Source organism: Massilia cellulosiltytica, from assembly GCF_047325105.1.
Taxonomy (GTDB): Bacteria; Pseudomonadota; Gammaproteobacteria; order Burkholderiales; family Burkholderiaceae_D; genus Telluria; species Telluria orientalis.
The window spans coordinates 2,026,567-2,040,946 of sequence record NZ_CP168562.1 but is presented as its reverse complement, the minus strand read 5'-3'; the positions used below and the strand labels follow the sequence as shown (position 1 = coordinate 2,040,946).

General features: G+C 67.2%; 8 protein-coding genes. 4 read left to right on the top strand and 4 right to left on the bottom strand.

Features of this window, described 5'->3' with window-relative positions:
* Positions 1-60: 60 nt before the first annotated feature.
* The 3 genes from ACEN9H_RS09145 to ACEN9H_RS09135 form a co-directional block, all read right to left on the bottom strand.
* Entirely contained in the window at positions 61-3,000 is a 2,940-nt protein-coding gene (locus tag ACEN9H_RS09145; RefSeq protein ID WP_413674504.1) for a TonB-dependent receptor, read from the bottom strand.
* Positions 3,001-3,145: 145 nt separating this feature from the next.
* Positions 3,146-4,114 carry a FecR family protein gene (locus tag ACEN9H_RS09140; protein ID WP_413674503.1) on the bottom strand — a complete coding sequence of 323 codons (969 nt, stop codon included), beginning with the start codon at positions 4,112-4,114 and terminating at the stop codon, positions 3,146-3,148.
* A complete protein-coding gene (locus ACEN9H_RS09135) occupies positions 4,101-4,673 on the bottom strand; it encodes an RNA polymerase sigma factor (protein ID WP_413674502.1) in 573 nt (190 codons plus the stop codon). Before ACEN9H_RS09135 ends, ACEN9H_RS09140 begins: the two co-directional genes overlap by 14 nt.
* Positions 4,674-4,858: 185 nt before the next feature.
* Between ACEN9H_RS09135 and ACEN9H_RS09130 the strand changes: the two genes are divergently transcribed.
* From ACEN9H_RS09130 to ACEN9H_RS09115, 4 genes are read left to right on the top strand one after another with little or no spacing between them, the layout of a single operon-like run.
* Positions 4,859-7,705, top strand: coding sequence for a TonB-dependent receptor plug domain-containing protein (locus tag ACEN9H_RS09130; RefSeq protein WP_413674501.1), 2,847 nt, complete (start codon positions 4,859-4,861; stop codon positions 7,703-7,705).
* Positions 7,705-10,470: a heparinase II/III family protein gene (locus ACEN9H_RS09125; RefSeq protein ID WP_413674500.1), complete on the top strand. Its 2,766-nt coding sequence runs from the start codon at positions 7,705-7,707 to the stop codon at positions 10,468-10,470. Before ACEN9H_RS09130 ends, ACEN9H_RS09125 begins: the two co-directional genes overlap by 1 nt.
* Entirely contained in the window at positions 10,467-12,095 is a 1,629-nt protein-coding gene (locus tag ACEN9H_RS09120; RefSeq protein WP_413674499.1) for a hypothetical protein, read from the top strand. The genes ACEN9H_RS09125 and ACEN9H_RS09120 overlap by 4 nt, the downstream gene beginning before the upstream one ends.
* Positions 12,096-12,106: 11 nt before the next feature.
* Positions 12,107-12,931 carry a hypothetical protein gene (locus ACEN9H_RS09115; RefSeq protein WP_413674498.1) on the top strand — a complete coding sequence of 275 codons (825 nt, stop codon included), beginning with the start codon at positions 12,107-12,109 and terminating at the stop codon, positions 12,929-12,931.
* On the opposite strand, the gene ACEN9H_RS09110 is transcribed toward ACEN9H_RS09115, so the two are convergent.
* Complete coding sequence (locus tag ACEN9H_RS09110) at positions 12,928-14,262, bottom strand: hemolysin family protein (RefSeq protein WP_413674497.1); 1,335 nt, start codon at positions 14,260-14,262, stop codon at positions 12,928-12,930. The two genes, ACEN9H_RS09115 and ACEN9H_RS09110, sit on opposite strands and share 4 nt — an antisense overlap.
* Positions 14,263-14,380 lie beyond the last annotated feature (118 nt).

Below are 14,380 nucleotides of genomic sequence, written 5' to 3'. Positions count from 1 at the left end.
AAAGGCACACCAGCCCGGACGGGCATGGCGTGCCGAACCTCCGAGGAGAACGGAAGCAGGTCAGAACGTGTACCGGGCCTGGATGCCGAAGCGCTTGTTCAGCGGCTGGTAATTGGCCTGGTTGTGCGGATTGCCGTAATACGTCTCCACCGCCGCGCCGTTGACGTTCACGCCGTCCACCACGATGGACAGCTGTTTCGTGACGTCGTAGCCGATCGAAAAGTCCAGCGTCCCCATCGACTTGCTGAAGATCGGCACACCCATCGCGCCCGACGAACTGGTCGAGACCACATACCCTTCGCGCCAGTTGTAGGCGATGCGCGCCTTGAACCGGCCCTTTTCATACATGCCGATCAGGTTGTAGCTGTTCTTCGACAGCCCCTCCAGCGGCACCGTACGGCCGGCGACGGCGGATGCCGCCTTCGAATCGACGTACGTGTAGTTCGCCTGCAGGCCCAGGCCGTCGAACGGCGCGGGCAGCATGTCGAAGAACTGCTGGTAGCCCGTCTCGACGCCCTTGATCGTCGACGTGCCCGACGACTTGAACGTCGACACGTTGTACGTCTCGCCGTTGATCACGCGCTGCTCGGCCACCGTCTGGATGAAGCCGTCCACTGTCTTGTGAAACGCGCCCAGGAACGCCATGCCGTTGCGGCCGAAGTAGTGTTCGAGCGAGACGTCGAGATTCTTCGACGTGAACGGCTGCAGGTCGGGATTGCCCGCGCGGGCATCGTGCTGGACCTGGTTCGTGATCGTCGTCGCGGCCGCCATGTAGCCGAAGTTGACCGGCGCGAGCGTCTTCGATGCGCCCAGGCGCAGGTTCAGGTTGTCGCCGAGCGCGATGTTGGCGTTGAACGAAGGGAGCACGTCGTGGCGGGTCGAATCGCGCGCCTGCAATTCCAGCGTGCCCGCCGCGTTCGCGCCGTACGACTCGCCGTGCAGCTTCGTCTCGATGGCGCGCACGCCGACGTTGCCCGTCACGGGGCGGTCCGCGAGCGTGAACTCGTAGTTCGCCTTCAGGTACAGCGCCAGCGTCTTTTCACGGTTGAGCTGGTCCTGGTCCTGCGTGTTCGATTCACCCGCGGGCAGTCCGTACAGCGTGCGCAGCGCCGTCTGCCCGCGCACCGCGGCCGTCGCATACGTCCAGTACGGCCCGACAAGGCGCGATTCGGCCGCCGGCACCTGGTGCAGCAGCGCGGGGTCGACCGTCGCCAGGGTCCTGCCGCTGTTGCAGCCGTCGATACAGTAGAAATTCACGAAGCCGAACGAGTGCCGCGTGTAGTCGTTCGCCCGCAGGCCGAAATCGATCGAGTTGACGATGCCGCTGCCGGTCCGCCAGGTCGCATCGAGCGTCGACGCGGTATTGCGTTGCGTGCCGTCCAGGTGGATGGCGAGCAGGTAGTTCGGGTGGTAGTTCGCGAGGTTGTTCAGGTCGATGCCGGCAATCGACAGGCCGGTCGGCGCGCCGTCGTTCATCGTCATCGTCATGGACGGGATGGTGGCCGCGATGCCCCATTCGTACAGCGTGTTCACGACGGCCGTCTCGTTGTGCGCGAGGCGCGCCCGGACGGTCAGCGGTCCGCCGTTGCTCCACTTGCCGCCCACGTCGAACAGCTTCGATTTGCGGTGCTCGTCGCCGATCACCGACACGTCGGTCAGCGGGTTGCTGGTGAACGTGCCGGATTTCAGGTTGTCGCTGCCGTCCGCGTTGGTATCGCCCCACGACGTGAACGACGGTGTCGGGGTACCGTGGTAGACGCGCGCGGTCTGGAAGTTATTCCGCAACAGGTAATCGATGCCGACGTAGTTCGCGAAGAAACTCAAGCCCGGGGTGACGCGCCACTGGTACGACGCGATGACCGTGTCGCGCTTGCGGTCGCCGTGGTGGCCGTTCCCGGTGAACAGGCCGATCGGCAGCGTGACGCCTTTGCCCGACCCGGCGTAGTCCGGGACCATCTCCGTCCGTTCCACTTCGTTCTCGGCCAGGCCGAAGGCGCTCTCCGTGTGCGCGGCATTGACCAGGAACCCCATGTCGCCCACGCCCGTCTTCCAGCGGTCGCTGTACAGCGCCGAGACCTGCCCTTTCGTCTTGTTCCCAAACCCGCCGGCCATGCGGTAATCCGTTGCCTTGGCCGACACCGTCGCGGCCCGGCCCTGGAAGTCGAACGGCTGGCGCGTGCGGATGTTGACGTAGCCACCGAGGCCGCCCTCGATCTCGTCGGCCGACGAGCTCTTGTTGACGTCGATGCCCGCCAGGACGTCGGCCGGCAAGTCTTCGAGGCCGAAGCTGCGCCCGTTGTATTCGCCGCCCGCGCCGACCATCTCCAGGCCGTTCAGCACGATCTTGTTCTGGCCCAGCCCGCGGATCTGGATGCTCGCGCCCTCGCCCTTGTTGCGGCCCAGCTGGATGCCGGGAATGCGCTGGGCGGCTTCCGCGATGTTCTGGTCCGGCAGCTTGCCGATGTCGTCCGCGACGATCGAATCGGAAATCGCATCGCCGTTGCGCTTGCGGTTGCGCGCGCTCTGCAGGCTCGCGCGCATGCCCGTCACGACGACGGTCGCCGTGTCTTCCCGTTTGACCGCGCCGTCCGGCGCCGCGCTCCCGTCGGGCGCCGTTTGCGCATACGCGGCGCCCGCGCTGCCGAATGCCAGCAGCACGGCGCAGCACGTCGCGCGCCGTTGCATTGGAATCGTACCTGTCACTGTCTTGTCCCCTTTCGATGTGCGGTCGGGGCCCACGATGAAGATGGCCCCGCTCGCGTTCATACGACTCGTCAGGCCGGTCCGGGACAGCAGCTTGTCCAATGCTTCGGCGACGGTGAACGTGCCGCGCACTGCCGGGGTCTCGATGCCCGCGAGGACGTCGCCGGAGGCCAGCACGTTGATGCCCGCCTGCCGCGCGAATTCCACGACGGATTGCAGCGCGGACCCGGCCGCGATGTCGAACGGCTTGCGCGCTTCCTCGGCATGGACCGCCCGCGGCAGTGCGGCAATGCTCATGCTGAGCACGACCGCGGCCGTTCTTCCGCACAGATCTGGAACCATCTCGCTGTCTCCTCCAAACCAACCTGTTTATCCGGATTGTCTCCGTTATCGATAACGACGAACGGTGCGACGACTTCCTACGGGACTGCCGGGAATTTATTCAACTGCCGCCGATGACGATCTTCTCGGCCGTAATGGACACCGGAATTTGCAGGACCGCGCCGACGTCCTGCGCGAACCGCTCGGGCGCATCGATCTGGTATTGGCCGACCAGCTTGCGGCGCCCGAGCGCCGGATCGGCGATGACGATCTTCTTCTGGCTGTAGCGGTTGAATTCCGCCACCGCTTCGCCGAGCGTCTGGTTATCGAATATCAGTTTGCCCTCCCGCCACGCGAGTTTTCTCTCCACTTCCACCGGTTGCCGCGCGACCGCGATGTCCGCCGCCCGGTCGGCCACGACGGTCCGCTCGCCCGCGTGCACGAGGCGTTTGCGCGCGCTGCCGTCGCTGCTCCATACCTCGACCGTCCCCTCCGTCACGAGCACTTCCGCGCCATTGGCGAAACGGCGCACGCCGAAGGCCGTGCCGACGGCACGCACGCGGACCTCGCCCGCCTCCACGATGAAAGGCTTGGTCTTGTCCTTGGCGACTTCCAGCCACACCTCGCCCCTGGTCAGCCTCACCTGTCGCGCCTGCGCGGTCATCCTGACTTCAAGGCGGCTGTTGCTGTTGATGTCCGCCACCGACTTGTCGGCCAGCGGCACCTTGCGGAACTCGCCCCTGGCAGTCGTCAGGACCGTCCTGTCGGCGCCGGCGAACAGGCCGGTCAGCGCGAACAGGCCGGCACCGGCGGCGACACCGCCGGCCGCCAGGAACGCGCGCCGCGAACCGGCCACTTGCCACGACGCGCCGGCCCATTCCGCTTCCAGGCGTTCGCGTTTCGGCCGCAGGGATTCCTGCACCGTCGCCCCGTTGAGCGCGCGGTGGATGGCGACGGCGCGCAGGTACGCACCCTGGTGGCGGATGTCCGCCGCGTACCAGGCATCGAATGCGCGCTGGCTCTCGGCGTCGAGCGGATGGTCGGACTGGCGCACCACCCAGTCCAGCGCCTGGCGGTCAATCGTTGACATGGCGCTTCCCGACGGTGGACCTTGCCCTCGCGCGCGACACCTCGTGCACGCCGACCCGGGCGATCATGTCCGAGATCAGGCCCATGCCCCGCATGACCTCCTTCTCGACGATGCCTTCCGAGATCGCCAGCGCCGCCGCCGTCTCGGTCTGCGACAGCCCGTAGATGCGGCGCGACATGAATACCTGCTTGCAGCGGTCGGGCAGGTTGGCGATGAGGCCGAACACCCAGCGCAGCTCCGCTCGCGCCAGCGCGACGCGTTCCGGGGTCGGCGCCGCATCCGCGATCTCCAACTCTTCCAGGTTGGCCACCGACTCGATGCTCACGATCGCGTCGCGCCGCATCCGGTCGATGACGAGGTTCTTCGCCGTGCGCACGAGGAACCCGCGGGGCTCGCGCACATGGTCCAGGCTCTCCGACTGGAGCACCTTGTAATAGGTTTCCTGCACCACGTCGTCCACCTCGGCCGGGCCGCTGCAGACGCGGGCCAGCATCTTGCGAAGCTCGGCTTCGAAAGGCAGGAAATTCGACATGACCCACTCGACGACATCATCATCCATAGCTCACTCACACATTGCGCCTACCCCTACGACGAACGGGAAAAAGTTTTCCTACGATCCTAACGCAAAAAACAACAAGGAAGTTATCGATATCAAAAATCGTTGTTGACAAAGAAAAAATCACATAGAATCCGCCAAAGTTATCGATACCACACGATGACCGATCCCATTAAAAAGAGGAAAACATGAGGAAGACATCCAAGCATGCCTGGCGCCTTGCCGCGTTCAGGCCTACCCCCGCCGTCGCCGCGCTGGCCGGCGCGGGTCTCCTGAGCGCCAGCCTGGCGCTGGCGCAGGACAAACAACAGGAAGCGAGTCCCACCCAGACCGTGATCGTCACGGGCACGGTGGGCGCGACCGAAGCGAAGCGCGCCAACGTGTCGTATTCCGTGCTGGACGCGAAGGACCTGGGCAAGTTCACGCCCATGAGCGCGGACGACTACCTGCGCGACATGCCCGGCGTGGTCGTCGAGAGCAACGAGGGCGTCGCGCGCAACGAGTCGTTCACGCGCGGCATGAGCGTGGGCACGGGCAGCCCGACGAGCGGCAACTTCTGGACGTCGATCCTGGAAGACGGCCTGCCCGTCGTCCCCGTCAAGTACAACAACTTCCAGGACAGCGACTTCTTCCGCGCCGACATGAGTGTCTCCCGCGTGGAATCGATCCGGGGCGGCTCCACCGGCACGTCCGTCGCCTCGTCGGCCGGCGGCGTCTTCAACTTCATGCCGGGGGCTATCCGTCCCGGCGCCTCTGTGCAGACCCGCCTCGGCTTCGAAGGCGAGAACCCGCATTTGTCCTGGAAGGAGGTGGGCGCGCTGTACGGCTGGAAGAACCAGGCCGGTGACCTGCGCGCGGAAGCCTCCGGTTTCTACCGGACGTCGACGGGGAAAGTCGATCCGGGCCATCCGCTCAACCTGGGCGGCCAGGTCAAGCTGCGCGTGCAGAAGACCTACAACACCGCGTCCGGCGGCGGCGGCACCGTCAGCCTCACGGCCAAGCACCTGGACGACACGAACTCGTGGAACGGCCAGTTCACCCTGCCCGTGCACGGCGTGCTGAATCCCGTGATGGCGCCCGGCTTCGGCAGCTCGCCGAACATGTTCTTCCGGGGTGGCCAGCACGTCGTGCCGACCGACGTCGTCGACGGCCCGGGCTCCACGCGCTATCACGATCCCGAGAAGGGCGCGAACTACAAGCAGGACGCCCTGTGGCTGAAATGGGAACACGACACGGGCGGCCGCTGGACCTTCAACTCGGCCGTCAAGGTGCAGAACAGCCAGGCCTATCTGCAGCAGGCGTTCTACAACGCCGGCCCCACCTCGCTGTGGAACGCGAGCACGTTCCAGGATGCGTTCACCGTCAACCAGGGCCTGGCCCCGAACGTGGCGGCGAGCCTGAACCGCGTACCGGGCACCTACGAGGTGTATGACCTGAACACGGGCGCCCTGCGCGCGCGCATCGCCAACAACGTGGGCGCGTCGAACGGCATCAACTACCGAACGGGTGCCGCCTGCCCCGCCGGCTCGATCGCGAGCCCGGCGCAATGCGTGCTGTCCACGAACCTGCCGAACGCGAACTTCGACCTCGGTGGCGGCCTCGTGAACGGCATCATGGTGCCGTCGGCGACCAGCGTCTCCAACCAGGACGTCGTCTACATCACGAACTCGAACCTGGGCACGCGCACGTCGAAGGACATCATGCTCGACTTCATGACGACCTACGCGGGCGACAACTACCGCATACAGGCGGGCATGTTCGCCGTGCAGGCCGACCAGGGCATGGACACGTACTACAACGGCCGCGGGCTGTCGGCCTTCGCGGACGGCCAGGTGACCAACCTGGGCGTGCGCTACGTGACGCAGAACGGCACGTACCAGTTGACGGATCCGGCAGGCTGGGGGCGCCTGGGCGGCGGCAACGTCGACGGTTTCACCGCCTACCGCTACCGCGACCGCGAACGCGACATCTCGCCGCTGCTGGGCGCCTCCTGGTCGCCCGGCAAATGGGACCTGAACGGCAGCTACAAGGGCACGCTGACGCTCGCGAAGACCCACACCATCCCCTACGTGACGGCGCCGCAGGCGACGGGCGCGAACTCGCTGGGCTACGGTGGCCTGGACGGCAATCCGTATACCTGGTACGACAACCAGAACTATGTGCGCGCCGCGCCGATCGAGGCGACCAAGCGCGTCTTCCTGAAGAACTGGACCGCGTCCGTCGGCTACAACGTGACGCCGTCCGACAAGGTGTATTACCGCCACAGCATGGCTGGCAACAACATCAGCGGCATCCTGACCCGCTATGCGACACAGTTCAACGCCGACAACAAGCCGCTTTATCCGCAGGCCGACCTGAAGCAGGACGAACTGGCGTGGGTGTTCGGCCGCGGCTCGATCAGCGGCCAGCTGACGCTGTTCCGCACCGAGCTGCTGCTGTGGCAGCAGCAGACGCCGCCCAACGTCGACGGTTCCACCTACGTCGTCGAATATCTCGACCACTACCTGACCAAGGGCGCCGAGGGATGGCTGAAATGGCGCGTGACGCCGAAGTTCAGCTGGACGAGCTCAGGCCTGTTCTCGCAGGCGCGCGCGCTGGCGGTGGGCAGCTTCTCGGCCGGCAGCCCCGGGCCGGACGATGACGTGCTGACGACGGTGGCCGGCATCATGGCGCGCACGCCGAAGTGGGTGGTGTCGAACACGTTCTCGTACGAGTGGAACGACTTCCAGTTCAACGTGCGCCACCGCTACATGTCGCGCCGCAAGCTGGACAACAATCCGGTCAACAACATCTACCTGCCGGAACAGCGCAACGTCGATTTGTCGGTGCTGTATGCCGGGTTCAAGAACCTCCGTCTCTCGCTCGACGTGCGCAATGCCCTGAACAACAAGTACATCAGCGGCTACGACACGATGCTCCCGACGGTGACCGGCGTGACGAAGAACGACATTTACCAGCAGTTGCCGAACGCCGGCGGCTGGGTGGCGCTGAACTCGCCGCGCTCGTTCTGGCTGACCGCGCGGTACGACTTCTGATGCAAGCGTTCCGACACTGCGCCCTCGCGGCGCTGCTCCTCGTCGGGACGTGCGCGGCCGCGCCAGGATCGCAACCGCCGCAGCCGCGGACAGGCCATCCGCGCCTGCTCGTGGATGCGGCGCGCGGCCGCGCCGACCTGCAGGCGCTGCTCGCGCGCGATGCGGACGCGGCCCGCCGCTACGCCGCGCTCGTCGCGCGCATGCACCCGTACGTCGACCGGCACCGCACCGACCCGGCCTGGATCGTCTCGCGCCTGCAGATGTACTGGCAGTCGCACAGCACGAAGGTCTTCGTGAAGAACGGGGTCTACGACCATGCGGAAGGCAGCGCGCCCGTCCCCACGGTGCGCTTCACGGGCACGCGCGACGCCGCGTCTGCTTACTTCACGCCGAAGCTCGAAGACGTCAAGCCGTACATGGGCGAGCGCGACCTGCTGTGGCTGCAGAACCGCAACGCATCCGGCCAGCCCTGGGAATGGGTGAGCCAGGCGAAGAGCGGGCGCATCGTCGAAGCGATCAACCTGCGCATCGCGAATCTCGCGCGCGACGCCGCGTTCCTGTACTGGGCCACGGGCGACGACGCGTATGCGCGCTTCGCTTACGACATCTTCTCGACCTACATGGCGGGCATGACCTGGCGCGAGGAACCGGTCGACCTGAACCACGGCCACGACCAGACGCTGCTCGGGCTGCAGTCCTTCGAAACGATCCACGAAGACATCGTGGTGCCGCTGACGGAAGCCTACGATTTCATGCACAGCTACGTGCCCGCCGACCGGCGCCCGCTGTTCGACCGCGCCTTCCGCCAGTGGGCCGACCTGATCGTCAGGAACGGCGTGCCGTGGAATAACTGGAACCTGATCGAGGCCCGCTTCATCCTGCACATCGCCGCCGTCTTGCCGACTCAGGAAGGCGACGCCTACGTGCGCAAGGTGCTCAAGGAAGGCGCGGCGCGCCAGTGGACGCTGCGGCGCCTGCACGACCACGGCTACAATATCGGCGACGATCGCGCGACTGGCATCTGGAACGAATCGCCGGGCTACTCGATGAACGTGGCGAACGACTTCATGGAATGCGTCGAGCTGCTGGACGAGGTCTTCGGCATCGACGTGCTGCCCGACCTGCCCGCGCTGCCGCGCGCGGCGCGCGCCCTGCCCCAGTACCTGCTTCCGAACGGGCGTACCGTCGGCTTCGGCGACTCGCGCTACGAAACGCCGCGCACGGGCATGATCGCGCGCCTGCTCGCCCACGCGCGGCGCCACGGCAAGGCCGAAGACGCGGCGGCGTACGCTACGCTGCTGGCCACGCTGCGCGGCGCGGACGAAGGCGGCGGCACGGATCCCGTGCGCGGGCTGCTGGAAGCATCGAAGGCCCCGGCGGCAGCTCCCGCCAGCGTCGCCGCTTACCAGACGCCCACGTTCTACGCGCCGAACGCGAGCTGGCTGGTGCAGCGCAACGGTCATGCAGGTCCGGACGCGATGGCGATTTCCGTCGCCGGCTCCAGCGGCAACCACGCGCACGCGAACGGCATCGCGATGGAGCTGTATGCGCAGGGCCTCAGCCTCGCGCCGGAATCCGGACGGGGGTCCGGCTATCTGCAGAACGACCACCTGGAATATTACTCGCAGTTCCCCGCGCATAACACGGTGGTGGTCGATGGCGTGTCGGCCTACCCGTCGATGAAAAGCAATCACCCGTTCACGCTGCTGGCCGCGTATCCGGCGCCCGGCAGTCCGGCCGCCGCCGCGTTCCCGCGGGCGACGTTCGGTGCCGTGGCCTTCCGCGAACCCGAGACGGACGCGGAGCAGCAGCGCGTGCTGGGCATCGTCCGCGTGGACGGTACGCACGGCTACTTCGTCGACATCTTCCGCTCGCGCCGGCGCGACGGCAAGGACCGCTACCACGATTACCTCTACCACAACCTCGGCCAGTCGCTGCGCTTTCTGGACCCCGCCGGCCAGCTGCTGGCGACGACACCGTCGCAGCGCCTCAGCTTCGCCGACGGGGACCTGATCGGCTACGACTACTGGCGCGACCGCGCATCGCTCACCAGCCGCGCCCCGCTGCGGGCACGGTTCGACCTGCAGTTGTCCGGCCAGCAACGCACGATGACGGCCTGGCTGCAGGGCGGCGCGGGGCGCGAGTTCTTTTCCTTGCTGGCGCCGCCCTCCACCGCGTGGTCGGCGGGCATGCTGCCGCGCGAAGTCGAACAGGCCCCGCTGCCGACCCTCGTCATCCGCCAGGCCGGCGAAGCATGGCTGCGTCCCTTCACCGCCGTGTTCGAACCGGGCGACGGCGGCCCCGCGCACGTCGTCGGCGTCGAGCAGGTCGGCGATGGCCGCGCGCTCGCGCTGCGCGTGCGCACCACGGACGGTGCGCGCCAGACGATCTTCTCCGGCGACGCCGAGGATGCGGTGTTCGAGCGCGACGGCCAGCGCCTGCGCGGCCGCTACGGGATCGCGGCGGAGCGCGACGGGCGCCTGCAATACCTGTTCCTCGGCCAGGGGCGCGAGATCGCATCGTCCGGCTACGCGCTGTCCGCGCCGGCGGGCGCGGCGGCGGCCCTGTGGCAACAGGACGGCCGCTGGCGGTTCAGCGCGGACCGGCCCGTGCGGCTGCAGGTGCCGGCCGCGGACTGGCCCGCGCAGCTTGCGATCACGGTGGACGGCCGCGCCACGCGCATCGCGGCCCGGCGCCGCCAGGTCGACGGCAGATCCGTCCTCGACTACGCCCTGCCCGCCATGACCGCGGCGATCCTCCGATGAACGCGCGCTGGTTGATGTCGCTGTTGACCGTGGCGCTCGCACCGCTGATCGCGAACGCCGCCGAGTACCAGTGGTCCGTGACCGTCGATACCGTCGTGTCGAGCGAGACGAACGCCCACCCGCGCGCCTTCCTGTGGGTGCCGCCCGGCTGCGACCGGATCCGGGCCGTCGTCATCGGCCAGCACAACATGCAGGAAGAACCGATCCTGGAACATCCCGTGTTCCGGCGCGAGATGGCAGCGCTGTGCTTCGGCGAGGTGTGGGTAACGCCCGCGATGGGCTCGAACCACTTCCGCTTTGACCGCGGCGCCGGCGCCATGCTGGACCGGTTGATGGCGGCGCTGGCCGAGCGCTCCGGCTACACCGGGCTGGCGCGCGCCCCGCTGGTGCCGCTCGGCCATTCGGCGATGGCGTCCTTCGGCTGGGACATGGCGGCATGGGACCCGCAGCGGGTGCTGGCGGTCATCTCGACCAGCGGCATGTGGCCGTATTTCAAGGATACGGGCAAGGGCAATGCCGAGCCCCCCGACTGGGGCGACCGCACCGTCGACGGCGTGCCGGGCCTCGTCGTCAAGGGCGAGTACGAGGTACAGGGCAATATGCGCGACGGCTGGTACGCGGGCCTCGAGGGCGATTCGCTGCAGCGGCATCCGCAAACCGTCCTTACCCACGTGATCGAACCGGGCGGCGGCCACTTCGACGCCTCCGGCGAGCGCGTGGCCCTGATGGCCCTTTTCCTGCGCAAGGCCGCGCACTACCGGCTGGGAGGTCCGGCGGCGCCGGACGGCAGCACGCCGCTCATCCCCGTCGATCCGCGCCGCACGGGCTGGCTGTACGAAGGCTGGCAGCTCGACACGGCGCCCGCTGCGCCGGCAGCGCCCGTGGCGGCCTACCGGGGCGCGCGAGCCGACGCTTACTGGGCGTTCGACGGCGAGATGGCCGCGGCCATCGAGACCCTGCAGGCGCGCTTCCGCCACCGGCGCCCGCTGGCGATCGGCTACCGGCAGCGTGACGGTATCGTGCCGCCCAGTCCCGACCACGCGATGATCCACCTAACCTTCGAACCATTCGACGACGACCTGCATTTCAGGCTGGCGGGCGCCTTCCGCGGCGACGTGCCGAACGATCCCGGCGGCCTGCGCATCGACCGGATCTGCGGTCCGGTGGTGCAAACGGGACCCGACACCTTCGCCATCCGCTTCTACCGGATGGGCATGACGAACGCCAAGCGGTCGAACGACGTCTGGTTCGCCCTGACCTGGCCCGGAGACGGCAACTCCAAGCGGACGGTCCAGCAGGCTGAACTCAGATTCCCGTTGACGAACACGGAGGGCCGGGAGCAGACGCTGAGGTTTCCTGCGATTCCCGACCAGCGCGCGGACGGGCCGCTGGCGCCCATCCGCCTCGACGCGACGTCCAGCGCGGGCGCCCCCGTCCATTACTATGTCCGCGAAGGCCCGGCCGAAGTGAGCGACGACGGCGTGCTCACGTTCACCGCGCTGCCCCGCCGCGCACGCTTTCCGATCGACGTGACGGTCGTCGCCTGGCAATGGGGGCGCGCTACCGAGCCCCGGCTGCGCAGCGCCGCACCCGTCGAACGCCATTTCCTGATCACTCAACCCTGAAGACCACCACCATGACAACAACGATCTCCCACCGCCTGCTCGCCATCGACGAAGGCCGCCAACAACTGTCGCTCGTCGACACGGCCACCGACACCTTCCACTGGACCCTGGACCTGTCCCCCTACCCGCTCGCGCGCGACCTGCAGCGGATCGACGCGGCCCGCGCGCTGGTCGGCTTCGACCGCGGTTTCTTCGAGCTGGACATCGAATCGGGCCGCGTCCTGCACGCGTGCGCGCGCTGGACCGACGTCACGGCCGTGCACCGCCGGCCCGACGGCCACACGCTCGTGACGGGCTGGAACCTGGACGGCACGGGTGGCGTCAACGTGCTGACGCTGGACCGCGACCGGGACGTCGTCGCCAGCGCGCGCCGCGACGGCGACTACGTCCGCCTGATGCGCCCGACGCAAGACGGCACGTACCTGCTGTGCACCAACGACCACATCCTCGAAACGGCGCCGGACCTGACGGAACGCCGCCGCTTCGCGGTGCCGGAGTTCGAGCATGCGTGGAAGGCCGAACGGAACGCGGACGGCACCACCCTCGTGTCGGGCGGCTATGGCGCCGTGATGGTGCTGTTCGACGCGGCCGGGAACGTGCGGCAGCGCTGCGGCGCCGCGGCCGACCTGCCCGCGGAGGTGGCGCCGTTCTTCTACGCGAGCTTCCAGCAGCTGGACAACGGCCACCTGCTCGTCGCGAACTGGCAGGGACACGGTCCGGACAACGGGCACAAGGGACGGCAGTTGCTGGAGTTCGACGCGCAGCGCCGGCTGGCCGGCACGTGGTCGGCCCCGCAGCGGATCTCGTCGCTGCAGGGCATCCTGGTGCTGGACTAGTCCGCCACCGTATCGGCCTGCGTGGCGGACGGTGCGCCGCGCGCGCCGATCCGCTTCACGAGCAGCTGGTCGATGCGATAGTGGTCCACGTCGAGCACTTCGAAGCGCATGCCTTCGTATTCGACGCTGTCGGTCGGCTTGGGCACCTTGCGCAGCATGTACATCATGAAGCCGGCCGCCGTCTCGTAGTGCTCCTCCTCGGGCAGCGCGTCCAGTTCGAGCACGCGCTTCATGTCCGCCACCGGCGTGCTGCCGTCGATCAGCCAGGAACCGTCCTCGCGTTGCAAGGCCTGCTGGTCGGCCTCCAGCGGCGCGCCCCATTTGCCCATGACGGTCACCATGATGTCGCTGAGCGTGACGACGCCGACGACGAGCGCGTACTCGTTGATCACGACGGCGAACGTCTCCTTGGTGGCGCGGAAGCGGTCGAGCAGTTCGGACAGCGTCAGCGAATCGGGAATGATCAGCACCGTGCGGATGCTCGATTCGTTCAGCTGAAAACGGGACTGCCGGTTCAGCAGCTGCACGAGGATGTCGCGCGTGTCCACGTAGCCGATCACGCGGTCGATCACGCCGTCGCACACCGGGAATTTCGACAGCGCGTGCGTGGCGATCTTCTGGCGGATGCTGTCCTCGGATTCGGTCAGCGTGAAGAACACGACGTTCTCCCGCGTCGTCATCGTCGACGTGACCGCGCGCGATTCCAGCTCGAACACGTTCTCGATGAAGTGCTGCTCCTGCTTCTGCAGCACGCCGGCCTGCGCGCCCGCTTCCACGACGGCCGAGATTTCGTCGAAGGTGATGCGGTCCTCGCGCGTCGTGTCGACGCCGAATACGCGGAACAGCATGTTCGCCACCTTGTTCAGCGCCCAGGACAGCGGCTTGAATACGCGGATGACGACCATGACCGGCCGCACGACGGCCATCGCCGTGCTCTCCGGCGCGATCATCGCGAGGCGCTTGGGCATCAGGTCGGCGAACAGCACGAACAGCGTCGTGACGAACACGAACGACAGCGCGAACGCGACATTGTCGCGGCCCGGCCCGTCGTAGAAGAGCGTCAGCCATTCCAGGAAAAACGGCCGCAGCGCGCCCTCCCCGAGGATACCGCCCAGGATGGCGATCGCATTCAGGCCGATCTGCGACGCGGCGAAGAAGTCGGCCGACTGCGCCTGCAGCGCGATCACCTTGTGCGCGCGCTCGTCGCCCGCCTCGGCCAGCAGTTTCAGCTTGATCTTGCGTGCGCCCGCCAGCGCGATTTCGCTCAGGGACAGGAAGCCGGCGGCCAGCACGAGGACGGCCAGCAAGGCCAGATGTTCGAACAGATTCATGGGACACCCGGAATAATGATGTCACTTTAACATATGCCCTAACCCTGCCGAAATTGATATACCGGATGACACATTTAATAATTGTCGAACGCTCCTGCGCTTTGCATAATCTGCTATT